The sequence below is a fragment of the Pseudomonas sp. lyk4-R2A-10 genome, from assembly GCF_030209075.1.
Lineage (GTDB): Bacteria > Pseudomonadota > Gammaproteobacteria > Pseudomonadales > Pseudomonadaceae > Aquipseudomonas > Aquipseudomonas glycinae.
In genome coordinates this window covers 476,146-499,370 of the sequence record NZ_JARVSR010000011.1, presented here as the reverse complement: position 1 = coordinate 499,370, position 23,225 = coordinate 476,146, and the positions used below count along the sequence as shown (strand labels likewise).

Below are 23,225 nucleotides of genomic sequence, written 5' to 3'. Positions count from 1 at the left end.
GGGAAGCTCTTGATTCAGGGGCTGATGACGCGGCCCTGGTGATCCACCAACGGGCCGCTGAAGTGCACGCCCGAGGCGTCGATGCTCAGGCCGACCGCGCCCAGTTGCAGGCTGATCGCTTGCGGGGTCATCGCCAGCCGTGCCGGACCGATGCTCAGCTCAAGCGACTCGCGAGAACCGTTGAAGGCGGCCGGCCCGTTTTGCCAATGCAGCGTGTGCGTGGCGTCGTCGTAGCCGCTTTCGCTGCCGTCCTGATGAACACGACGAGTCAACGTCGGCACCGTCGAGGTTGGTGGAAAACGGTCACTGTTCAGGCCGAACAACGCCACGCTTTGCGCACCGCTTTCACCACTGCCGTAGTTCAGCAGCAGGCACTGCTCGCCCACCGTCGGGATCCGCGACTCGCTCTGTGCTCCAGCGCTCGGGTTGAAAAATCGGATGGCCGGGGTGAGCAATCCACCGTGGCTGACCCGGCAGGTATTGCTCGCGGCGTCGACGTCCTGACAGATGCCGATGCGGCAATAACTCTCGGCACGCCGGTGCAGGTCTTCAATCTCCGCTTCCATTTCCGCCAGTCGCTCGATGATCGGGCCTAGTTGCATTCGCAGTAACGCGTCGAACATCGGTCAGGCCTCCAGCGTGGTGTACTGATCCGGATCGTCGATGTCGCTGACTTCCCAGGTGCGGGCGAATTTCGGTGTACCCAACGGATCGTCCAACAGGGCCGGGCCCAGGTAGAGCGTCTGGTTGAACGACAGCGTCCAGGCTTTGTTCGGCTGGTCGGCGCGGATGAGCAATGACGGCAAGCCATCGATGTTCATCGGCAGATCGCATTGATCGCCGGGCAAGCCCCAGCGGTTGTCGGTGACCAGATTCTTCAAGGCGGCGATCAGGTCGCAGGCAGCAAACGCCGTGGCGGACAGCGCCGGAATAACTTGCAGCGACAGCGTCAGCACATGAGCGATTCGCCCATTGGCGGCACGCTCTCCCGGTGCATTTCGCTCGATGTCGATCAGCACCCAGGCCTGCTCGCCCGGCGCATCAAAATCCCCGCGGCTGCCGACCTTGAGGTCGAGTCCGGCGGTGTTGCGCAGTGTCGTCGCGATGGCGGTGAACAGTTGCGACGGCTGCTGGATCGGTGTGGGCATAGATGACCTCCTTTTCATTCGTCCACGCGAAGCCCTGCCGCCGAAATGGCGGCATGGGGAAAATTGAAATTCAAGGCTGGTCGCGTGGCGGGACTTCGCAGACGCCAATGCGCTTGGCCGCCCAGCGCTCGTACAGACCGATGGCGACGTCGGCCCCGGCCATGGCCGTCAGGCAACCGAATGCGCCGGCAGCCCAGATCGACAGCCCGGCGGCATACAGCAGCATGATCGCCGAGACACCGCAGATCATGCAGGCGCCGGAACGCAAGGCCAGGCGCCGCAACAGTGACCAGCCGCGAGCGCCCTCCTTGTCGGCGCGCCACATTTCGCCGGACACCCCGCCGACCACGGCGAGGAGGATCACCAACCAGATCGGCATGTCCGCCAACGCTTGTTGCTCGTTTGTCATGTCACGCCTCCGGGAGTAATGGGTGAGTGTTGTGTGTAGGGTTCAAACGTTTTCTCTTGAGGCAGGCATTCCAAAAAGCCCGGCGCAAGGCCGGGATTTTCAGTAATGCGCACTCGTGGCTGAAACTAGAAGGGAGCTACCGGCCAGTTGATAGTGGCCGGATAGCCAGGCTGTTTTTTGACTTCGCTGACGGCAACGAAGTATTGCTTGTAAGCAAGTAACGCAGCTTCGTCCGCCGGCGTAGCGACGCCAAGATCCAGCTTGTATTGCAAAGGATTGAATGTCAGCCAGAGTGCAGCGACATCAAACCGCTCTTGCATGCGGGCAGCGTTGATTGCGAGATGCTCTTCGTGGGTCGGCTCGACGAAGAGCAAACCGTCTTCTTCCAGTTTAAAAAAAACCTTCCATCCCACGTGAGCCGTAGTATCTCCGGTGATGTCATACCACTCTGCGTCCGCTATCCCAACCGGAAGAGTCGTCGGCATGGGCTCATCCGATTCCAGAATCTGCAGCGCGACTTGATAACCGGACTTATAAACACGTCCTACCAAAACGTAACGATTCATTCGCTTTACCTCTGATGATTTCCAATACACGCTGCGCGTCCTTCTGCACACCTCTTGAATATCAGGCAGGCATTCCAAAAAGCCCGGCAACTCGCCGGGCTTTTCAGTAATGCGCTCCTTCGCCTTCCTTCTGTCCATTGTTCAAAGAAGGAAGCTGACTTTTCGGCGCTACTGGCGCGGTACGAGTCCATTCAAATTGTTTTTCCGACCGCGGTCCCTGCCCGCCGGATAACTGCTTCTGGTGCTTTACGCTGCACACCCGGGTCAGTTGCCAACCCTCTGAACCGTTGAGGCCGGTTCATCGCTGCCTGTTCTTGTGGAACTAAAGAGCTGTTGTTGCCAGCCGCTTTGTCGAGCGGCTTGGTGGCAAGAATATGCATGGATGCATATACAGTCAATGCGTAAATGCATTTATTTATGCACGAGAAATGCGCGGATGCATGGAAGCCCCGCCAATCAAGGGTTGCCCGGTTTTCTACAGGCGAAAAAAAACCCGCCGAGGCGGGTTTTATCCGAAAGGGATCGGGTTACCGGGCGTACATGCCCCACCAGAAAACGTGACCGAGGATGACGATCTGCTCTTCCTGCATGTCCTGGAAGCTGTAGTCCTCGTCCGGATGCTCATCGCGATTGAAGCTGCGCAGACGGATACCGGTAGGCAGGCGATAAAGCTGCTTCACCCGCAGTTGACCGTTGTGGTTGATCGCATAAAGGTCGCCATCGATGATGTCGCCGATCCCGCACTTGCCCGCGTTGACCCCAACCGTGGCACCGTCGCGCAGCACCGGCAACATGCTGTTGCCCCGCACCGTCACGCATTTGGCCTGGTCGAACTGCACACCGTTATGGCGCAGGCTGCGCTTGCCGAAGCGCAGGCTTGAGCGTTCGCTCTCTTCGATGACGAATCTTCCTGATCCAGCAGCCAATTCAACCTCGCGAAGAAAGGGCACCGACACCTCGTCGTCATCGACGGGGGTGTCGTCGTCCCACAGGCTTATGTCCTTGAGTTCGGAATGCAACTCGTCGCGTCCGGCGTTGGCGGCGGGCGCAACATCCGCGCGCCCGCGCAACTGGTCGGTGCTCACGGCAAAGTACTCGGCGATCTTCGAGATGTGCTTATCTGAAGGATCGACGATCTTCCCGCTTAGAATCCGCGAGAGCGTGGATTGAGGCACGCCGGTGCGACGGTGGAGCTCCGTGGGGGAGATCCCGTGCTGGTCGAGCAGTGCTCTTAAGACGGTAGATACGTTGCGTTTTTGCATAACGCGCATAGTGCTTGAAGTTTTTCGCGAAGACAAATGCTGATTTGCATAAATCGTGCATAGTCGACGTTTTTGCACCAGATAGATGTCACCCGGCCGCGATGCCTGCGTCCGACAGACCGCCCATGGTAACCTTGCGCCCATCGCGGAAAAGCCCGGCGACTGCCCCGCTTTTGCCCCACACCTTCCAACGAGTTGCCTGACAATCCGATGAATAAAGCCGTCTCCGACCTGTCCTCCCACACCCCGATGATGCAGCAGTACTGGCGCCTGAAGAATCAGCACCCGGACCAGCTGATGTTCTACCGCATGGGCGACTTCTACGAGATCTTCTACGAAGACGCGAAGAAGGCGGCTAAGTTGCTGGACATCACCCTGACCGCGCGCGGGCAGTCGGCGGGTCAGGCGATTCCGATGTGCGGGATTCCGTATCACGCGGCGGAAGGTTATCTGGCGAAGCTGGTCAAGCTCGGCGAGTCGGTGGTGATCTGCGAGCAGGTCGGCGACCCGGCCACCAGCAAAGGCCCGGTGGAACGTCAGGTGGTGCGGATCATCACCCCCGGTACGGTCAGCGACGAAGCGTTGCTGGATGAGCGCCGCGACAACCTGATCGCGGCGGTGCTGGGCGACGAGCGCCTGTTCGGTCTGGCGGTGCTGGACATCACCAGCGGCAACTTCACCGTGCTGGAGATCAAGGGCTGGGAAAACCTGTTGGCGGAGCTGGAGCGGGTCAACCCGGTCGAGTTGCTGATCCCGGATGACTGGCCGAAGGATCTGCCGGCGGAAAAACGCCGTGGCGTACGTCGTCGTGCACCGTGGGATTTCGAACGTGATTCGGCGCTGAAAAGTCTCTGCCAGCAATTCTCCACCCAAGACCTCAAAGGTTTTGGCTGCGAAACCCTGACCCTGGCCATCGGCGCCGCCGGTTGCTTGCTGGCGTACGCCAAGGAAACCCAGCGCACCGCCCTGCCCCATTTGCGCAGCCTGCGCCATGAACGGCTGGACGACACCGTGGTGCTGGACGGCGCCAGCCGCCGTAACCTCGAACTTGACACTAACCTGGCCGGTGGCCGCGACAACACCCTGCAATCGGTGGTCGACCGTTGCCAGACCGCGATGGGCAGCCGCTTGCTGACCCGATGGCTCAACCGTCCGCTGCGCGATCTGACCGTGCTGCTGGCTCGCCAGACCTCGATCACTTGCCTGCTCGACCGCTATCGCTTTGAAAACCTGCAACCGCAGCTCAAGGAAATCGGCGACATCGAGCGTATCCTGGCGCGGATCGGCCTGCGCAATGCCCGCCCTCGCGACCTCGCTCGCCTGCGCGACGCGCTCGGTGCGCTGCCTGAACTGCAAGTGGCGATGACCGATCTCGAGGCGCCGCACCTGCAACGTCTGGCGACCACCACCAGCACTTATCCGGAACTGGCGGCGCTGCTGGAAAAAGCCATCATCGACAACCCGCCGGCGGTGATCCGTGACGGCGGCGTGCTGAAAACCGGTTACGACAGCGAGCTCGACGAGCTGCAATCGCTGAGCGAGAACGCCGGCCAGTTCCTGATCGATCTGGAAGCCCGGGAAAAGGCCCGTACCGGCCTCGCCAACCTGAAAGTCGGCTACAACCGCATTCACGGCTACTTCATCGAGTTGCCGAGCAAGCAGGCTGAATCAGCGCCGGCAGACTACATCCGTCGTCAGACCCTCAAGGGTGCCGAGCGCTTCATCACCCCGGAACTGAAAGAGTTCGAAGACAAGGCGTTGTCGGCCAAGAGCCGCGCCCTGGCTCGCGAGAAAATGCTTTATGAAGCGCTGCTGGAAGATTTGATCAGCCAGCTGCCGCCGCTGCAGGACACCGCAGGTGCCCTGGCCGAGCTGGACGTGCTGAGCAACCTCGCCGAACGTGCGCTGAATCTCGACCTGAATTGCCCGACGTTCGTCAGCGAACCGTGCATGCGCATCTCCCAGGGCCGTCATCCGGTGGTCGAGCAAGTGCTGACAACGCCGTTCGTGGCCAACGACCTGAGCCTGGACGACAACACCCGCATGCTGGTGATCACCGGTCCGAACATGGGCGGTAAATCCACCTATATGCGCCAGACTGCACTGATCGTGCTGCTGGCACACATCGGCAGCTTCGTGCCGGCAGCCAGTTGTGAACTGTCGCTGGTGGACCGGATCTTCACCCGGATCGGTTCCAGCGACGACCTCGCCGGCGGACGCTCGACCTTCATGGTGGAAATGAGCGAAACCGCGAACATCCTGCACAATGCCACCGAGCGCAGTCTGGTGCTGATGGACGAAGTCGGGCGCGGCACCAGCACCTTTGATGGTCTGTCCCTGGCGTGGGCGGCGGCGGAGCGTTTGGCGCAGCTGCGGGCCTATACTCTGTTTGCGACGCACTATTTCGAATTGACCGTGTTGCCGGAAGCCGAACCGCTGGTGGCCAACGTGCACCTCAACGCCACCGAGCACAATGAGCGCATCGTATTCCTGCACCATGTGTTGCCGGGGCCGGCGAGCCAGAGTTATGGCCTCGCGGTTGCACAACTGGCCGGAGTGCCGAGCGAAGTGATCGTGCGTGCTCGTGAACACTTGAGCCGCCTGGAAGATACCGCGCTGCCACATGAGGCGCCGAAGCCGGCCGCCAAGGGCAAACCGGCAGCGCCGCAACAGAGCGACATGTTTGCCAGCCTTCCGCATCCGGTGCTGGATGAGTTGGCCAAACTGGATCTGGATGACGTTACACCGCGTCGTGCGCTCGAAATGTTATATGCACTTAAGAACCGGATCTAAGCACCGACGAACCGGATATAACGCAAACGGCTTCAAGCTGTTAGAATCTCGCGCGGTTCGGGATGCTGCTGGCTAATAGCCTGGCTGGCAGACATCGCTCCCGAACCTGGCGACCCCAACCGTGAAGGGGCAACGCTGCCGCCGCCTGAGGAGAAAATTAGAAATGACCTTCGTCGTCACCGACAACTGCATCAAGTGCAAGTACACCGACTGCGTAGAAGTCTGTCCGGTGGACTGCTTTTACGAAGGCCCGAATTTCCTGGTGATTCACCCGGATGAGTGCATCGACTGCGCCCTGTGCGAACCGGAATGCCCGGCCGTGGCCATTTTCTCCGAGGACGAAGTTCCGGAAGAGATGCAGGAGTTCATTCAATTGAACGTCGAGTTGGCCGAAATCTGGCCGAACATCACCGAGAAGAAAGAATCGCTGCCGGATGCCGAAGAGTGGGATGGCGTCAAAGGCAAGATCAAAGACCTCGAACGCTGATCTGTCCCGCGCTCGAATGAAAAGGCCCCTCGCGGGCCTTTTTGTTTTTGCGGGTCTGGCTTTTCTTCAGGCAAAAAAAGGGGCGGTTTGACCCGCCCACATTTTTTCCCTATTCCCTGTGTTCCTTTTCATCGTCCTGATGAATCGCTTCCTGCGATGTCCATTCCCCTCTTCCTTGAAGGGCGTGTCTATCCGTCGACACAACCCAGATACTAGCGAGTTCCCCGCAGGGGGCAACCGGCCCTCAGCGCGTGAACCTGTTGTCATAAGCCCTTAACATTAAAAAATAACCATATAAATCATTGTGTTACCCGAAGATGATGAGCGCAATCGCCTTCGGCAGCAGTGTAAAAATAACGAACACTTACGATACAGTCAGCAAAGGCTTACAGCGCAAACCTACAAGGTGGGAATACCTGCCGCTTTCAGCACACAAACAAAAAGCCCCGAACCAGTCGGGGCTTTCTGCATGGCGGTCAGGCGGGCGGCTTATTGAAACAGCGACTCGCTCGACAGGCCGTTTTTCTCGAGAATTTCCCGAAGGCGCTTAAGGCCTTCCACCTGGATCTGTCTCACCCGTTCCCGGGTCAGGCCGATCTCCAGGCCTACATCTTCCAGCGTGCTGCTCTCGTGGCCGCGCAGACCGAAGCGGCGTACCACCACCTCGCGTTGCTTGTCGGTCAGCTCCGAGAGCCATTGATCGATGCTCTGCGACAGATCGTCATCCTGCAGCAGTTCGCACGGATCAGTCGGACGGTCATCCGTCAGGGTGTCCAGCAGGGTTTTATCCGAATCCGGACCCAGCGAGACGTCGACCGAAGAAACCCGCTCGTTCAGGCCCAGCATGCGCTTGACCTCGCCCACCGGTTTTTCCAGCAGGTTGGCGATTTCTTCGGGTGAAGGTTCGTGGTCGAGCTTTTGCGTCAGCTCCCGTGCAGCCCGCAGGTACACGTTGAGCTCCTTGACCACATGAATCGGCAGCCGGATGGTCCGGGTCTGATTCATGATCGCGCGTTCGATGGTCTGACGAATCCACCAGGTTGCGTAGGTCGAGAAGCGGAAGCCGCGCTCAGGATCGAACTTTTCCACCGCTCGGATCAGTCCGAGGTTGCCCTCTTCGATCAGATCCAGCAGCGACAGCCCCCGATTGACGTAACGCCGGGCGATCTTGACCACCAGCCGCAGGTTACTTTCGATCATGCGCTTGCGCCCGGCCGGGTCGCCACTTTGCGACAAGCGCGCAAAATGAACTTCTTCTTCCGGGGAGAGCAGAGGGGAAAAGCCGATTTCGTTGAGGTACAGCTGCGTGGCATCGAGTGCCCGAGTGTAATCGATGTACTTATGTTGTTTAAGTGAAGCGGAGTGTTTGGATTTGGCACGAACGGAAGGTGGAGCAGCCCCTTCATCATTCGACATCGAATCCGAATCGATGCCGGTCTCCATCAGGAGAACCTCATCGTCGATGTCAAACTCCGGCACTTCTTTACTGAGAGCCATTGTTATAGTCCTTTGGTGAGTTCGACCCCAAGCTCAAGCGGCGCCTTTATCCTTGGCAACGCTGGAGCCTGTCCCCTCTACGTGACGGAACAGGCTGGTCTGCAAATCAACGTCTTGGCAGGAACTGCAGCGGATCTACAGGTTTACCTTGTCGGCGAATCTCAAAATGCAGTTTCACCCGGTCTGTACCCGTTGACCCCATTTCGGCAATTGTCTGTCCGACCTTGACCTGCTGCCCCTCCCGTACCAACAGCCGACGGTTGTGTCCGTAAGCACTGACGTAGGTTTCGCTGTGTTTGATGATGACCAATTCGCCGTAGCCCCTTAAGCCACTCCCGGCATATACCACCGTCCCATCAGACGCAGCTAAAACAGGCTGTCCCAAATCTCCGGCGATATCAATTCCTTTATTCAAACTACCGTTTGAAGAGAATTTTCCAATGAGAATGCCATTAGATGGCCATCCCCAGCCGGTCGGGGCCGGGCCCGGTGGAGGCAGCGGAGCGGGTGTTTGCTTGTTGGCGACGGACGGTACAACCGTCGTCGAAGCTGCGCCGGAACCCGTGGTCGTGGTGGTTGTCGTGCCATTTGCCTGGCGCCGGATAACCGTGGTTTTGCTGGACGAAGACGCTGAAGAACCGGAGTTGCTGACGACCGCAGTCGACGTTGAACCGGTACGGCCGTCGAAGCGAATCGTCTGACCCGGATGGATCGTGTATGGCGTAGGAATGTTGTTCCGGGCGGCGAGGGCTTTGTAGTCCCAGCCGTAGCGAAAAGCGATGGAAAACAAGGTATCGCCCGGACGGACTACATACTGCCCGGTCGTCACGACCGGACGCTGGGCCACCGCATTGTTGCGATCCACGACCCGAACGTTGCTCGATTTTGTGCTGGAGCAACCGACCAGCAAGGTGCTCAAGACAAGGCCAGTCACCAGGCGCTGAAAGCTCGTGTTACCCATACGCTGCGCAATGACTGTGAGACTCACCCGCCGCTCCCTTTGTGGTGGCTGAAAAATGTGGAATGCCGATTCCGGCATGAAACTTCGCAAGTATAACGAGCGCAACCGGCTTTACCTTTATAGAAGCGCTATCGCTCGGCGCACACGTTTGCTTGTAGACGATCCTTTCTGTTTAAACACTCGCCGCCGCTGTAAGACAGGCGCGTTCGACAGGAATTCAGCGGCCTCGAACAAATGCTCAGGCCAGCGGACCGTTGAGCAATGGCACGAAACGCACCGCCCCCAGAACGTGTCGGGAGAAACCGTTTTCTTCGCGCACGATCAGCATCAATTGCTGCACTTCGCCCGAACCGACCGGGATCACCATCCGCCCACCCGGAGCCAGTTGATCAAGCAAAGCCTGAGGCACATCGGTGGCGACCGCCGTGACGATAATGCCGTTGTACGGCGCTAGCGCCGGCCACCCTTCCCAACCATCGCCCCAGCGAAACACCACGTTGCGCAGGTTGAGCTCGACCAGGCGTTCCTTGGCCCGATCCTGCAGCACCTTGATGCGCTCTACCGAGAACACCCGCTCGACCAACTGCGACAACACTGCCGTCTGGTAACCGGATCCGGTGCCGATCTCCAGCACCTTATCCAGCGGCCCGGCTTCCAGCAGCAGCTCGCTCATGCGCGCCACCATATAAGGCTGGGAAATGGTCTGGTTGTTGCCGATCGGCAGCGCGGTGTCTTCATAGGCACGATGCGCCAGCGCTTCATCGACGAACAGGTGTCGCGGGGTGCGGCGGATCACTTCCAGCACGCTGGCGTTGGAAACGCCCTCTTCGTACAGACGCTGGATCAGGCGCTCACGGGTTCGCTGGGACGTCATCCCGATGCCGCTGCGCAGCCTGTCGTCTTGTTCACGAGCCATCAGTTGAGCCCCTCCAGCCAGCCGTCGAGACTTCTGAAGGCATCATTGAAGGTGCGATCGAGCTGCAACGGAGTGATGGATACGTAACCCTGCATCACCGCATGGAAATCGGTGCCCGGCCCGCCGTCTTCCGCATCACCTGCCGCTGCGATCCAGTAACCGGCCTTGCCGCGCGGGTCCACGACTTTCATCGGTGCCGCCGCACGGGCGCGATGGCCGAGACGGGTCAGTTGAATGCCGCGAATGTGATCGATCGGCAGATTAGGAATGTTCACGTTCAACACCGTGCGCGGTGGCAGATCGAGCCCGGCGTGGGCCTCGACCAGTTTGCGCGCAAAGTAGGCGGCCGTGGGCAAGTTGTCGACCTGCCGCGAAACCAGCGAGAAGGCAAACGACGGGCGCTTGAGAAAGCGGCCCTCGAGGGCGGCTGCCACCGTTCCGGAATACAGCACGTCATCACCCAGGTTGGCGCCAAGGTTGATACCCGAAACCACCATGTCCGGCTCGCGTTCGAGCAAACCGTTGAGCCCCAGATGGACGCAGTCGGTCGGTGTGCCATTGAGGCTGATAAAGCCGTTGGCCAGGTACTGCGGGTGCAGCGGACGGTCGAGTGTCAGCGAACTGCTGGCACCGCTCTTGTCCTGTTCCGGGGCGATAACCACGCACTCGGTGTAATCCGCCAGCGCAGCATATAGCGCGGCAAGACCGGGCGCAGTCACCCCATCGTCGTTAGAAATCAGAATACGCATGGGCTGTCCGTCTGCCCCACCGGCACCAGATCAACGAGCTCGCGCACCAATACGGTGGCGAAGCATCCGGCCGGGAGGACGAATTCCAGTTGCAGAATGTCAGGCTCGGGATAATGCCACGTCAACCCGCCAATGGGCAGCCGCAGGATGCGACGTTCGTGGCTCATACCGGCATTAATCAACCAATCGCGCAGATCCGCCTCGCGTGCGGCAATCCCCTGCTCCAGATCATGGACAACCCCGGCCGCCGGCGAGTCACCTTCGCCCCACTGCGGACCGGTCGGGTGCAGGTCAAGAATGGCCAGACGCGGATCGCTGCACTCGGCTTCACCGGCCGGAAAAAAGCTGCGGCTGTCGGTGAAGGCCAGCAGATCGCCGACCTGGGCGCGCTGCCAGGTGCCATCGGCCACCCGCGCCGCGAGCACCTGATTGAACAGAAAACTGCGCGCGGTCGACAGCAGGCGCGAGCGCACATTGCGCTGCTCCGGCAGTGCCTTGCGCGCAGCCCACGAACGGGCATCGACCACATTGCCACCGTCATGGCCGAAACGCTGGGCGCCGAAATAATTCGGGATACCTTGTTTGGCGATCAGTCGCAGGCGCTCGTCGATGGCCGCCTTGTCGCCATTGAACTGAGTCAGGCGCAGGGTGAAACCGTTTGCCGAATGCGCACCGCGTTGCAGCTTGCGCTTGTGGCGGGTGGTCTTGAGGATTTTCAGCGTGTCGTTTTCCGCCGCCGACAGATCCGGATCGGCCTTGCCCGGCAATTGCACGCTGAACCACTGACGGGTCAGCGCCTGACGGTCTTTCAGACCGGCATAGCTCACCGTACGCAACGGTACACCGGCCGCCTTGGCGATACGGCGTGCAGCCTCTTCGGTATTCAGGCCGCGCTTTTCCACCCAGATCCACAGGTGCTCGCCGTCACCGCTGAACGGAATATCGAGGACTTCATCGACCTGGAAATCTTCAGCGATGGCTTTCAGTACCGCGGTGCCGAGGGCGTCGCCATAGGCCCGCGGGCCGAGCAGTTGCAGTTCGTTCATGCGCGCAGCAACAAGGCAACGGAATGCACGGCGATGCCTTCTTCGCGACCGACGAAGCCGAGCTTTTCGGTGGTGGTGGCTTTCACGTTCACTTGATCCAGTTCTACTTGCAGATCCGCGGCAATCAGCGCGCGCATCGATTCGATATGGGGGGCCATTTTCGGAGCCTGGGCAACGATGGTGTTGTCGACGTTGCCGACCTTCCAGCCTTTGGCATGGATCAGACTGACCACGTGACGCAGCAGCACTCGGCTGTCGGCACCCTTGAATTGCGGGTCGGTGTCCGGAAAATGCTTGCCGATATCACCCAGCGCCGCCGCGCCGAGCAAGGCATCGCTCAAGGCGTGCAGCAGGACGTCACCGTCGGAGTGAGCGAGCAGCCCGAAGCCGTGTGCGATTCGCACGCCGCCCAGAGTAATGAAATCGCCTTCAGCGAAACGGTGCACATCATAGCCGTGGCCAATACGCATAAAAAAACGCCCCGAATTTTGTCAGGGCGTGATTCTACCTGCTTTGTCAGGCGTTAGGCGCCTAGAGCGCGCGCGTGATGCTGCAAGTGGTCGTCAATGAAGCTGGCGATGAAGAAATAGCTGTGGTCATAGCCCGGTTGCAGGCGCAACGTCAGCGGGTGGCCCGCATGTTTTGCGGCTTGTTGCAGGGCTTCCGGTTTGAGTTGGGTGGCGAGGAAATCGTCACGGTCACCCTGATCGACCAGCAATGGCAGCTTCTCGTCCGCTTCGGCGATCAGTGCACAGGCATCCCATTCGCGCCATTTCGAACGGTCTTCGCCCAGATAGCGGGTGAATGCCTTCTGGCCCCACGGGCAGTCGATCGGATTGTTGATTGGCGAAAACGCCGATACCGACTGATAACGCCCTGGATTGCGCAACGCACAGACCAGCGCACCGTGACCGCCCATGGAGTGGCCGCTGATGCTGCGCTTGTCCGACGCCGGGAAATGCGCTTCAACCAGTGAAGGCAATTCCTGCACGACGTAGTCATGCATCCGATAGTGCCGCGACCACGGTTCCTGCGTGGCATTCAGATAAAACCCGGCACCGAGGCCGAAATCCCAAGCCCCGTCAGGATCATCCGGTACATCCGGGCCGCGCGGACTGGTGTCCGGCGCCACGATGATCAGGCCTAGCTCGGCCGCCATGCGCATCGCACCGGCCTTCTGCATGAAGTTCTCGTCCGTACAGGTCAGGCCCGACAGCCAGTACAGCACCGGCAACTTGCCGCCCTGCTCTGCCTGCGGCGGCAGGTACACGGCGAACACCATGTCACAACCGAGCACTTCGGAACGATGGCGATAACGCTTGTGCCAACCGCCGAAACTTTTCTGACAGGAGATGTTTTCCAGACTCATGTAGGACTCCTACGCAACCACGGCCGCGCGCTGGCGGCCATGGTTCGCGATTGATCAGAAATGAATGACGGTACGGATGCTCTTGCCTTCATGCATCAGATCGAAGGCCTTGTTGATGTCTTCCAGACCCATGGTGTGGGTGATGAAAGTATCCAGCGGGATTTCGCCGCTTTGCGCCATGTCAACATAGCTTGGCAGTTCGGTACGGCCACGCACGCCACCGAACGCCGAACCGCGCCAGACGCGACCGGTCACCAGCTGGAACGGACGGGTGGCAATTTCCTGGCCGGCGCCGGCAACACCGATGATCACCGACTCGCCCCAGCCCTTGTGGCAGCACTCAAGGGCCGCACGCATCAGTTGCACATTGCCGATACATTCGAAGGAGAAGTCGACGCCGCCATCGGTCATGTCGACGATCACTTCCTGGATCGGACGATCGAAGTCTTTCGGGTTCACGCAGTCGGTGGCACCCAATTGTTTGGCGATTTCGAACTTGGCCGGGTTGATGTCGATGGCGATGATGCGCGAGGCCTTGGCCTTCACCGCGCCGATCACGGCCGACAGTCCGATGCCGCCGAGACCGAAGATGGCCACGGTGTCACCCGGTTTGACCTTGGCGGTGTTGATCACCGCACCGATACCGGTGGTCACGCCGCAACCGAGCAGGCAGACCTTTTCCAGCGGCGCATCCTTGGAGATCTTGGCCACGGAGATTTCCGGCAGCACGGTGTACTCGGAGAACGTCGAAGTACCCATGTAGTGGAAAATCGTTTGGCCCTTGTAGGAAAAGCGCGAAGTGCCGTCCGGCATCAGGCCCTTGCCCTGGGTGGCGCGAATCGCCTGACACAGGTTGGTCTTGCCCGACTTACAGAATTTGCACTGACCGCATTCCGGGGTGTACAGCGGAATGACGTGATCGCCGACCGCCACGGATGTCACGCCTTCGCCGATCGCTTCGACGATGGCGCCGCCTTCGTGGCCGAGGATCGACGGGAAGATACCTTCCGGGTCCGCGCCGGACAGGGTGTAAGCGTCAGTGTGGCAAACCCCGGAAGCCACCACGCGCAGCAATACTTCACCGGCCTTGGGCATGGCGACATCGACTTCTACGATTTCCAGCGGCTTTTTGGCCTCGAAGGCAACGGCGGCGCGCGACTTGATCATGCTGAATCTCCAGTGAACCCATTGAATAAAAAACCAGACGGTCAGTGTAGTTCAGCGCTGCATGATGAATAATCCGGACAAAAGCAAAACATTATTGCCATACAGGGATAATCCCCATGTCCGAAAATCGCTGGGAAGGTATCGACGAGTTCGTCGCCGTTGCCGAATGCAGTCAGTTCACAGCCGCTGCCGAACGCCTGGGCGTTTCTTCCTCGCACATCAGTCGACAAATCGTACGACTGGAAGAGCGTTTGCAGACGCGACTGCTGTATCGCAGCACCCGGCGCGTCACCCTGACCGAGGCCGGCCAGACCTTTCTGCAACATTGCCAACGTCTGCAGGACGGACGCGAAGAAGCCTTGCGCGCGGTCGGCGATCTGACCAGCGAACCCAAAGGCATGCTGCGCATGACCTGTGCCGTGGCGTATGGCGAGCGTTTCATTGTGCCGCTGGTGACGCGGTTCATGGGGCACTACCCGCAACTGCGCATCGATATCGAACTGACCAACCGGCAACTCGATCTGGTGCATGAAGGCCTGGACCTGGCGATCCGTCTTGGCCGGCTTCAGGACTCCCGGTTGGTGGCGACCCGGCTGGCACCGCGGCGCATGTATCTGTGTGCGTCGCCTTCCTACCTGGAACGGTACGGGCGCCCACACAGTTTGTCGGAACTGGGGCGGCACAATTGCCTGATCGGCAGCTCGGATATCTGGCAACTTGAACAAAACGGGCGGGAATTTTCCCAGCGGGTGCAGGGAAACTGGCGCTGCAACAGTGGGCAAGCGGTGCTGGATGCGGCGCTACAAGGCGTCGGACTGTGTCAGTTGCCTGACTATTACGTGCTGGAACATCTGCACAGCGGTGCGTTGGTTTCTTTGTTGGAGACGCATCAACCGCCGAATACGGCGGTGTGGGCGCTGTATCCGCAGCAGCGGCACCTGTCGCCCAAGGTGCGCAAACTGGTGGATTTTCTCAAGGAAGGTTTGGCCGAACGGCCGGAATATCGAGCTTAACGACGGTTGGTCCAGCGCTGACGCAACCATTCGAGGTCTTCGGGGCGGGTGACTTTCAAGTTATCCGCGCGGCCCTCGATCAGACGCGGCGCCATGCCAGCCCACTCCATCGCCGAAGCTTCATCGGTGATGACTGCATCCGCCACGAGACTGTCGGCCAAAGCCCGGTGCAGCGCACCGAGGCGGAACATCTGCGGCGTATAGGCTTGCCAGATCACACTGCGATCGACGGTTTCCACCACCCGACCGTGCTTGTCGACCCGCTTGAGAGTGTCCTTCGCCGGCACAGCCAGCAAACCACCGACCGGATCGTTCGCCAGCTCAGCGAGCAATTTGTCGAGATCGTCACGGCTCAGATTGGGCCGCGCCGCATCGTGCACCAGCACCCAGTCCTCGTCGTCGGCACCTTGGGCGTGCAGATGCAGCAAGGCATTGAGTACCGAGCCGGAACGTTCGGTGCCACCGTCGACCCGTTGAATTCGCGGATCACTGGCGCTGGCCAGGTTCGGCCAATAAGGATCATCAACGGCAAGACTGACCACCAACCCCTTGAGTCTCGGGTGATCGAGGAAACAGCCGAGGCTGTGTTCGAGAATTGTGCGCCCGCCCAGTTGCAGGTATTGCTTGGGACGGTCCGCGGCCATACGGGCACCGACGCCCGCGGCAGGAATCACGGCCCAGAAGGCCGGCAGGGAATCGATCATTGGGCCAACTGGTAAAGGGTTTCGCCGTCCTTGACCATGCCCAGTTCGTGACGAGCCCGCTCTTCAACGGTCTCCATGCCTTTCTTCAACTCGCTGACTTCAGCGTCCATCACCCGGTTGCGCTCCAGCAAGGCTTCGTTCTCGGCGTGTTGATCAGCGATCTGCTGATTCAGCTCGGCGACTTGCGCCAGACTGCCATTGCCCACCCACAGGCGGTACTGCAGACCGGCCAGCAGCAAGAGCAAAACGAGAAACAACCAGTAAGGACTGCGCATCGAATATCAGGTATCCAGTGAAAAAAGACAGCCACGCCTAAACTTTGAAGCATCTGATAGCACGAAGCCTGGAATATCCAGGCTTGTGCATATAAGGCATCAGATTAGTGGCAAATCCATCGCTGTCACGACTTTTCCGACACAATCCGGTGTCTTTTTAACATGTAGCAATCAGCCGCGGAACTCGGAGCGACCGTTGTACTTGGCCTTGCCATTCAACTGCTCTTCGATACGCAGCAGTTGGTTGTACTTGGAAACGCGGTCGGAACGGCACAGCGAACCGGTCTTGATCTGGCCAGCCGAAGTACCCACAGCCAGGTCGGCAATGGTGGAATCTTCGGTTTCGCCCGAACGGTGCGAGATCACGGCGGTGTAACCGGCAGCCTTGGCCATCTGGATGGCTTCCAGGGTTTCGGTCAGGGTGCCGATCTGGTTGAACTTGATCAGGATCGAGTTGGCGATCTTCTTGTCGATGCCTTCTTTCAGGATCTTGGTGTTGGTCACGAACAGGTCGTCGCCAACCAGTTGGGTCTTCTCGCCGATCTTGTCGGTGAGGATCTTCCAGCCAGCCCAGTCGGACTCGTCCAGACCGTCTTCGATCGAGATGATCGGGTAACGCTCGGTCAGACCTTTGAGGTAGTCGGCGAAACCTTCAGCGGTGAACACCTGGCCTTCGCCGGACAGGTTGTACTTGCCGTCTTCGAAGAATTCGCTGGCTGCGCAGTCCAGAGCCAGGGTCACGTCGGTGCCCAGCTTGTAACCGGCGTTGGCGACTGCTTCGGAGATCACTTTCAGTGCGTCTTCGTTGGAAGCCAGGTTCGGCGCGAAACCGCCTTCGTCACCGACGGCAGTGCTCAGGCCACGGGCCTTCAGCACGGCTTTGAGGTGATGGAAAATCTCGGTGCCCATGCGCAGACCTTCCGAGAAGGACTTGGCGCCAACCGGCTGAACCATGAATTCCTGGATGTCGACGTTGTTGTCGGCGTGTTCGCCACCGTTGATGATGTTCATCATCGGAACCGGCATCGAGTAAACACCCGGGGTGCCGTTCAGATTGGCGATGTGTGCGTACAGCGGCAGGTCCTGATCCTGTGCAGCCGCCTTGGCCGCAGCCAGGGACACGGCGAGGATCGCGTTGGCGCCCAGGGTCGCTTTGTTGTCAGTACCGTCGAGCTTGATCATCGCGTGATCCAGCGCTTTCTGGTCGCTTGGGTCGGTGCCCAGCAGCAGATCGCGGATCGGACCGTTGATGTTGGCTACCGCCTTGAGCACGCCCTTGCCCAGGTAACGGCTCTTGTCGCCATCACGCAGCTCGAGCGCTTCACGCGAGCCAGTGGATGCACCGGACGGCGCGCAGGCGCTGCCGATGATGCCGTTGTCGAGAAGCACGTCCGCTTCCACGGTGGGATTGCCACGGGAGTCGAGAACTTCACGACCTTTGATGTCGACGATTTTTGCCATTGTTGTAAACACTCCAAAGTTGACGAAAACGACGCAGCTAGAGGAAATCTTTTTACCGTCGGCAAGTGGTGTGCAGCGGGCAGCTTGCAGACGACAACGCTCATACCCGAGGGCATGAGCGACAAATCGTGCGGTACTTTACCGGAGAATTGAGGTTTACGCGGTTTCTACCGTCGGAAAACTCTTCACCAGTTCGTCCAGGGCTTTGAGCTGGGCCAGGAATGGCTCCAGTTTGTCCAGACGCAAGGCGCAAGGGCCGTCGCATTTGGCGTTGTCCGGGTCCGGGTGCGCTTCGAGGAACAGCCCCGCCAGCGACTGGCTCATGCCAGCCTTGGCCAGGTCGGTGACCTGGGCGCGGCGACCGCCGGCGGAGTCGGAACGACCGCCCGGCATTTGCAGCGAATGGGTCACGTCGAAGAATACCGGGTACTCGAACTGCTTCATGATGCCGAAGCCGAGCATGTCGACCACGAGGTTGTTGTAGCCGAAGCTCGAACCGCGCTCGCAGAGGATCAACTGATCGTTACCCGCTTCCACGCACTTGTTCAGGATGTGTTTCATTTCCTGAGGCGCGAGGAACTGGGCTTTCTTGATGTTGATCACAGCGTTGGTCTTGGCCATCGCGACGACCAGATCGGTCTGGCGCGACAGGAAGGCCGGCAGCTGGATGATGTCGCAGACCTCAGCGACGACCGCAGCCTGGTCAGGCTCGTGGACGTCGGTGATGATCGGCACGCCGAAGGCTTGTTTGATGTCCTGGAAGATGCGCATGCCCTCTTCCAGGCCAGGACCGCGATAGGAGGTCACAGAAGAACGGTTGGCCTTGTCGAAGCTGGCCTTGAACACGTAAGGGATGCCGAGTTTTTCGGTGACCTTCACGTACTCTTCGCAAACCTGCATGGCCATGTCACGGCTTTCCAGCACGTTCATGCCGCCGAACAGCACCATGGGTTTGTCGTTGGCAATCTCGATGTCGCCGACGCGGATGATCTTCTGTGCCATCGGGGTTACGCCTTCTTCTGGTGTTGAGCCAATGCCGCTTTGACGAAGCCGCTGAACAGCGGATGGCCATCGCGTGGCGTCGAGGTGAACTCTGGGTGGAACTGGCAAGCGACGAACCATGGATGATCCGGTGCTTCGACCACTTCAACCAGCGCTGCATCGGAAGAGCGACCGGAAATCTTCAGGCCGGCTTCGATGATTTGCGGCAGCAGGTTGTTGTTCACTTCGTAACGGTGACGGTGACGCTCGACAATCACATCCTTGCCGTAGCAGTCGTGCACCTTGGAGCCGGCTTCGAGCAGGCATTCCTGAGCGCCGAGGCGCATGGTGCCGCCCAGATCGGACGCTTCGGTACGCACTTCAACGGCACCGGTGGCGTCTTCCCACTCGGTGATCAGACCGACAACCGGATGGCCGCTGGCACGATCGAACTCGGTGGAGTTGGCGTCTTTCCAGCCCAGCACGTTACGGGCGAACTCGATGACCGCCACTTGCATGCCCAGGCAGATGCCCAGGTATGGAACCTTGTTTTCGCGAGCGTATTGAACGGCGGTGATCTTGCCTTCCACGCCACGCAGACCGAAGCCGCCCGGTACAAGGATCGCGTCGACACCTTCCAGCAGCGCAGTGCCCTGATTCTCGATGTCTTCGGAATCGATGTAGCGCAGGTTGACCTTGGTGCGGTTGGTGATGCCGGCGTGACTCATCGCTTCGATCAGCGACTTGTAGGCGTCCAGCAGCTCCATGTACTTGCCGACCATCGCGATGGTGACTTCGTGCTCTGGATTGAGCTTGGCATCAACGACCTTTTCCCACTCGGACAGGTCGGCGCCATTGCATTGCAGGCCGAAACGCTCGACGACGAAATCGTCCAGACCCTGAGCGTGCAGCACGGCCGGGATCTTGTAGATGGTGTCGACGTCTTCCAGGGAGATCACCGCACGCTCTTCAACGTTGGTGAACAGCGCGATCTTGCGACGCGAGGACACATCCACCGGATGGTCGGAGCGGCAGATCAGGACGTCTGGCTGCAGGCCGATCGAACGCAGTTCCTTCACGGAGTGCTGGGTCGGCTTGGTCTTGGTCTCGCCAGCGGTGGCGATGTACGGAACCAGGGTCAGGTGCATCAGCATCGCGCGCTTGGAGCCGACTTCCACACGCAGCTGGCGGATGGCTTCTAGGAACGGTTGCGACTCGATGTCGCCAACAGTACCGCCGATTTCCACCAGGGCCACGTCGGCGTCGCCGGCACCCTTGATGATGCGACGCTTGATTTCGTCGGTGATGTGCGGAATCACCTGGATGGTTGCACCCAGGTAGTCACCACGGCGCTCTTTGCGCAGCACGTGCTCGTAGACACGGCCGGTGGTGAAGTTGTTGTTCTGGGTCATGGTCGTGCGGATGAACCGCTCGTAGTGGCCCAGGTCCAGGTCGGTCTCGGCGCCGTCGTGGGTGACGAACACTTCACCGTGCTGGAACGGGCTCATGGTGCCCGGGTCGACGTTGATGTACGGATCCAGCTTCAGCATGGTGACCTTAAGCCCCCGCGCCTCCAGGATGGCCGCCAATGAAGCCGATGCAATGCCTTTCCCCAAAGAAGAAACAACACCGCCCGTGACGAATATGTAGCGCGTCATGAAAAACCCTAGAAGTCTGCGTTAAAGCGGTCCGAGCCGCCGGGGAAAGCGAAGGAAGGCCGAAGCCCCCGATCACCTGCATTAATCACAGTGCACCTTTCAAAAAAACCGCCGCGTTGGGACAGACCGGAAGTGAAAACACCGGTACGTTGCTCGCTACACATTTTTTGGAATCGCCCAGCAAAGACTGCTTGGTAATCGGCAACTCCTGCAATTCAGGCGAATCCACAGAAGTTGTATCAAGAAGGGAGCGTAGTCTACCGGAATGCCCCCTTCATCTCAAACCTTGATCTTCGTCCGAAGGCTGCCAATGCAATCGCCAGCCTTCCAGCGCATTGCCGTCGAGCCCCGGCAGGTTCGCCACGGCGAGCAATTCTTCACCGCGAAACAGCAGCGGCAATCTGCCACGCACGAAGCCCGGCACCGCGCGCTCATTGAGCAGGCGCTTGAGATCGCGATGACCGCGACCCGCCAGGTCCATTACCTCGCCGCCCTGCCGATAGCGGATGTGCAGCGGCCCGACGGGAGTCTGGCCGCTGAACATGACACGTCCGTTATCGGGCAAGCGTAGCGCTGACGACAGGTCATGCCAGTCGCCGCTGACCACCGGTGTGCGTAGCCATTCTCCGCTGAGCCACCACAAGCGGCCGGCGCTTCGATGCAGCTCGCCATCCGCCAGACGCCAGATCGGCGAGGCATCGTTGCCGGCGTCACGCACATCGACCCAACCCGACCAATGGTCGGTATCCGGCAGTCGGGTCAACGGCTCAAGCCAGTGGCTGAGTGCATTTCGCTGACGGGCATCGGACAATTTCGCGATGGCCGCAAACTCCAGCGATGGCAATCCCGACCATTCGAACTCGCTGGGCAAACTTGCTTGAGTCAGATCGATTTGTGCCAGCTCATCAAGCAAGCCCTGCGCCTCACGCAGATGCGCCGCGCTGCGGGCCATGCTGGCGTGTGCCTGCGGCCAGCGGCCGATCAGCAGCGGCATGATCTGATGGCGCAGATAATTGCGAGAGAACTGTCGATCCTGATTCGACGGATCCTCGATCCAACGCAGGCCATGGTCCCGCGCATAGGCTTCCAACTCTGCGCGTGTGACGTCGAGCAACGGCCGCACCAGACTGCCCTGCCCCAGCGCTCGCGTGGCCGGCATTCCGGACAACCCACGCACGCCGGCGCCACGCAGCAGACGGAACAACAGCGTTTCAGCCTGATCGTCGCGATGCTGCCCGGTCAGCAGCACGTCATTGGCCTGAGTCGCCGCACTGAACGCCGCATAGCGTGCATCCCGTGCCGCGCGCTCTACACTCGCCCCCGGCTGCACCTGCACACGCTGCACTTGCAACGGCACCGCCAGTTCCTCGCAAACAGCCTGACAATGCGCAGGCCATGCGTCGGCCGCAGCCTGAAGACCGTGATGGACATGGATGGCGCTTAGCGCCGGAATGGATTGGTTTTTGGCGAGTTTGGCCAGGAGGTGCAGCAGAACGGTGGAATCGAGGCCACCGGAGAAGGCGATGCGCCAATGGGAAGCACCGAGCCAGGGCTTGAGATTGCGCAGAAGCCTGGAAGGCAAGTCAATCGAGGGCTGACCCATTTTTCTACCTTTTCACAAACCAAATGTGGGAGCGGGCTTGCTCGCGAAAGCGCTGAAACAGCCAACACAGTCGTTGAATGTTACATCGCATTCGCGGGCAAGCCCGCTCCCACAGTGTTTTGCATCGCTGGTCGGAACGGCTCGACTTAGAGACCGTAGCTCATCAGACGATCGTAACGACGCTTGAGCAGCGCTTCGTTGTCGAACTTCTTCAGCATCGCCAGTTGCGAGCTCAGCTCGGCGCGGATCGATGCGGCAGCAGCGGCCGGATCACGGTGGGCGCCGCCCAGAGGCTCGCTGATCACCTTGTCGACAATGCCCAGGCCTTTCAGACGCTCGGCGGTGATACCCATCGCTTCAGCAGCATCCGGCGCCTTCTCTGCGGTTTTCCACAGAATCGAAGCGCAACCTTCCGGCGAGATCACCGCGTAGGTCGAGTACTGCAGCATGTTCAACTGGTCGCATACACCGATTGCCAGTGCACCGCCGGAACCACCTTCACCAATCACGGTGGCGATGATCGGGGTTTTCAGGCGGGCCATGACGCGCAGGTTCCAGGCGATCGCTTCGCTCTGGTTGCGCTCTTCGGCGTCGATCCCAGGGTAGGCGCCCGGGGTATCGATGAAGGTCAGGATCGGCATCTTGAAACGCTCGGCCATTTCCATCAGGCGGCAAGCCTTGCGGTAGCCTTCCGGACGCGGCATGCCGAAGTTGCGGCGTACCTTTTCACGCACTTCACGGCCCTTCTGGTGACCGATCACCATCACTGGCTGGTCTTCCAGACGTGCAACGCCGCCCACAATGGCCGCGTCGTCGGAGAAGTGACGGTCACCGTGCAGTTCGTCGAACTCGGTGAAGATGTGCTCGATGTAGTCCAGGGTGTAAGGACGTTTCGGGTGACGCGCCAGACGTGCGATCTGCCAGCTGGTCAGCTTGCCGAAGATGTCTTCGGTCAGCGTCTTGCTCTTGTCCTGCAGGCGGGAGATCTCATCGCCGATATTCAGCGAATTGTCATTACCGACCAAGCGCAACTCTTCGATCTTGGCTTGCAGGTCGGCGATCGGCTGTTCGAAATCTAGAAAATTCGGGTTCATAGGCGTCCGTCTTGGGTCGTGTCCCAAGTGAGCTTGGGCCGGCCGGTTGTCTATTCGCGCCCTACC

At 59.8% G+C, this 23,225-nt stretch carries 23 protein-coding genes; 3 read left to right on the top strand and 20 right to left on the bottom strand.

From position 1 onward, the window contains the following. Positions 1 to 14: 14 nt before the first annotated feature. From QRN46_RS19375 to QRN46_RS19355, 5 genes are all read right to left on the bottom strand, one after another. On the bottom strand, positions 15 to 623 hold the full coding sequence (locus QRN46_RS19375) for a phage baseplate assembly protein V (RefSeq protein ID WP_285356603.1): 609 nt from the start codon (positions 621 to 623) through the stop codon (positions 15 to 17). Positions 624 to 626: 3 nt separating this feature from the next. Then, positions 627 to 1,148 (bottom strand): hypothetical protein, encoded by a 522-nt coding sequence (locus tag QRN46_RS19370; protein WP_285356601.1) that lies wholly within the window; start codon positions 1,146 to 1,148, stop codon positions 627 to 629. A 70-nt stretch (positions 1,149 to 1,218) separates the two neighbouring features. Next, a complete protein-coding gene (locus tag QRN46_RS19365; protein WP_011332709.1) occupies positions 1,219 to 1,557 on the bottom strand; it encodes a phage holin family protein in 339 nt (112 codons plus the stop codon). 125 nt (positions 1,558 to 1,682) lie between these two features. Continuing rightward, entirely contained in the window at positions 1,683 to 2,123 is a 441-nt protein-coding gene (locus QRN46_RS19360; protein ID WP_011332708.1) for a tail fiber assembly protein, read from the bottom strand. Between the two features lie 527 nt (positions 2,124 to 2,650). Next, on the bottom strand, positions 2,651 to 3,385 hold the full coding sequence (locus QRN46_RS19355) for an XRE family transcriptional regulator (RefSeq protein WP_041475154.1): 735 nt from the start codon (positions 3,383 to 3,385) through the stop codon (positions 2,651 to 2,653). Positions 3,386 to 3,595: 210 nt separating this feature from the next. Here QRN46_RS19355 and mutS point away from each other — a divergent pair, with 210 nt between their 5' ends. Continuing rightward, entirely contained in the window at positions 3,596 to 6,178 is a 2,583-nt protein-coding gene (mutS, locus tag QRN46_RS19350; RefSeq protein WP_011332706.1) for a DNA mismatch repair protein MutS, read from the top strand. Between the two features lie 163 nt (positions 6,179 to 6,341). Further along, a complete protein-coding gene (gene fdxA / locus QRN46_RS19345) occupies positions 6,342 to 6,665 on the top strand; it encodes a ferredoxin FdxA (RefSeq protein WP_007908827.1) in 324 nt (107 codons plus the stop codon). A 489-nt stretch (positions 6,666 to 7,154) separates the two neighbouring features. Here fdxA and rpoS read toward each other — a convergent pair whose 3' ends face one another. The 8 genes from rpoS to QRN46_RS19305 form a co-directional block, all read right to left on the bottom strand. Beyond that, positions 7,155 to 8,162, bottom strand: a complete 1,008-nt coding sequence (gene rpoS / locus QRN46_RS19340; RefSeq protein WP_007954831.1) for an RNA polymerase sigma factor RpoS — start codon at positions 8,160 to 8,162, stop codon at positions 7,155 to 7,157. Positions 8,163 to 8,268: 106 nt separating this feature from the next. Further along, positions 8,269 to 9,150: a peptidoglycan DD-metalloendopeptidase family protein gene (locus QRN46_RS19335; RefSeq protein WP_011332705.1), complete on the bottom strand. Its 882-nt coding sequence runs from the start codon at positions 9,148 to 9,150 to the stop codon at positions 8,269 to 8,271. Between the two features lie 211 nt (positions 9,151 to 9,361). Beyond that, on the bottom strand, positions 9,362 to 9,997 hold the full coding sequence (locus QRN46_RS19330; protein ID WP_170844894.1) for a protein-L-isoaspartate(D-aspartate) O-methyltransferase: 636 nt from the start codon (positions 9,995 to 9,997) through the stop codon (positions 9,362 to 9,364). Positions 9,998 to 10,038: 41 nt separating this feature from the next. Beyond that, a complete protein-coding gene (gene surE, locus QRN46_RS19325; RefSeq protein ID WP_011332703.1) occupies positions 10,039 to 10,788 on the bottom strand; it encodes a 5'/3'-nucleotidase SurE in 750 nt (249 codons plus the stop codon). After that, positions 10,776 to 11,834 carry a tRNA pseudouridine(13) synthase TruD gene (gene truD / locus QRN46_RS19320; RefSeq protein WP_201816913.1) on the bottom strand — a complete coding sequence of 353 codons (1,059 nt, stop codon included), beginning with the start codon at positions 11,832 to 11,834 and terminating at the stop codon, positions 10,776 to 10,778. Before truD ends, surE begins: the two co-directional genes overlap by 13 nt. After that, entirely contained in the window at positions 11,831 to 12,304 is a 474-nt protein-coding gene (gene ispF, locus QRN46_RS19315; protein ID WP_007954821.1) for a 2-C-methyl-D-erythritol 2,4-cyclodiphosphate synthase, read from the bottom strand. Before ispF ends, truD begins: the two co-directional genes overlap by 4 nt. Before the next feature lie 53 nt (positions 12,305 to 12,357). After that, positions 12,358 to 13,203 (bottom strand): S-formylglutathione hydrolase, encoded by an 846-nt coding sequence (fghA, locus tag QRN46_RS19310; RefSeq protein ID WP_285356587.1) that lies wholly within the window; start codon positions 13,201 to 13,203, stop codon positions 12,358 to 12,360. Positions 13,204 to 13,257: 54 nt separating this feature from the next. Further along, positions 13,258 to 14,370 carry an S-(hydroxymethyl)glutathione dehydrogenase/class III alcohol dehydrogenase gene (locus QRN46_RS19305; RefSeq protein ID WP_007954819.1) on the bottom strand — a complete coding sequence of 371 codons (1,113 nt, stop codon included), beginning with the start codon at positions 14,368 to 14,370 and terminating at the stop codon, positions 13,258 to 13,260. A 116-nt stretch (positions 14,371 to 14,486) separates the two neighbouring features. Between QRN46_RS19305 and QRN46_RS19300 the strand changes: the two genes are divergently transcribed. Beyond that, positions 14,487 to 15,383 (top strand): LysR family transcriptional regulator, encoded by an 897-nt coding sequence (locus QRN46_RS19300; protein WP_011332699.1) that lies wholly within the window; start codon positions 14,487 to 14,489, stop codon positions 15,381 to 15,383. Here QRN46_RS19300 and ispD read toward each other — a convergent pair. The 7 genes from ispD to QRN46_RS19265 form a co-directional block, all read right to left on the bottom strand. Continuing rightward, positions 15,380 to 16,087, bottom strand: a complete 708-nt coding sequence (ispD, locus tag QRN46_RS19295) for a 2-C-methyl-D-erythritol 4-phosphate cytidylyltransferase (protein ID WP_201816916.1) — start codon at positions 16,085 to 16,087, stop codon at positions 15,380 to 15,382. The genes QRN46_RS19300 and ispD overlap by 4 nt on opposite strands. After that, positions 16,084 to 16,362, bottom strand: a complete 279-nt coding sequence (ftsB, locus tag QRN46_RS19290) for a cell division protein FtsB (protein WP_003222158.1) — start codon at positions 16,360 to 16,362, stop codon at positions 16,084 to 16,086. The genes ispD and ftsB overlap by 4 nt, the downstream gene beginning before the upstream one ends. A gap of 171 nt (positions 16,363 to 16,533) precedes the next feature. Next, entirely contained in the window at positions 16,534 to 17,823 is a 1,290-nt protein-coding gene (eno, locus tag QRN46_RS19285; RefSeq protein ID WP_285356580.1) for a phosphopyruvate hydratase, read from the bottom strand. A 156-nt stretch (positions 17,824 to 17,979) separates the two neighbouring features. Next, positions 17,980 to 18,825: a 3-deoxy-8-phosphooctulonate synthase gene (gene kdsA / locus QRN46_RS19280; RefSeq protein ID WP_007954807.1), complete on the bottom strand. Its 846-nt coding sequence runs from the start codon at positions 18,823 to 18,825 to the stop codon at positions 17,980 to 17,982. 5 nt (positions 18,826 to 18,830) lie between these two features. Next, a complete protein-coding gene (gene pyrG, locus QRN46_RS19275) occupies positions 18,831 to 20,462 on the bottom strand; it encodes a CTP synthase (protein ID WP_011332696.1) in 1,632 nt (543 codons plus the stop codon). Between the two features lie 274 nt (positions 20,463 to 20,736). After that, positions 20,737 to 22,065 carry a tRNA lysidine(34) synthetase TilS gene (tilS, locus tag QRN46_RS19270; RefSeq protein ID WP_011332695.1) on the bottom strand — a complete coding sequence of 443 codons (1,329 nt, stop codon included), beginning with the start codon at positions 22,063 to 22,065 and terminating at the stop codon, positions 20,737 to 20,739. Positions 22,066 to 22,211: 146 nt separating this feature from the next. Then, on the bottom strand, positions 22,212 to 23,159 hold the full coding sequence (locus QRN46_RS19265; RefSeq protein WP_011332694.1) for an acetyl-CoA carboxylase carboxyltransferase subunit alpha: 948 nt from the start codon (positions 23,157 to 23,159) through the stop codon (positions 22,212 to 22,214). Positions 23,160 to 23,225 lie beyond the last annotated feature (66 nt).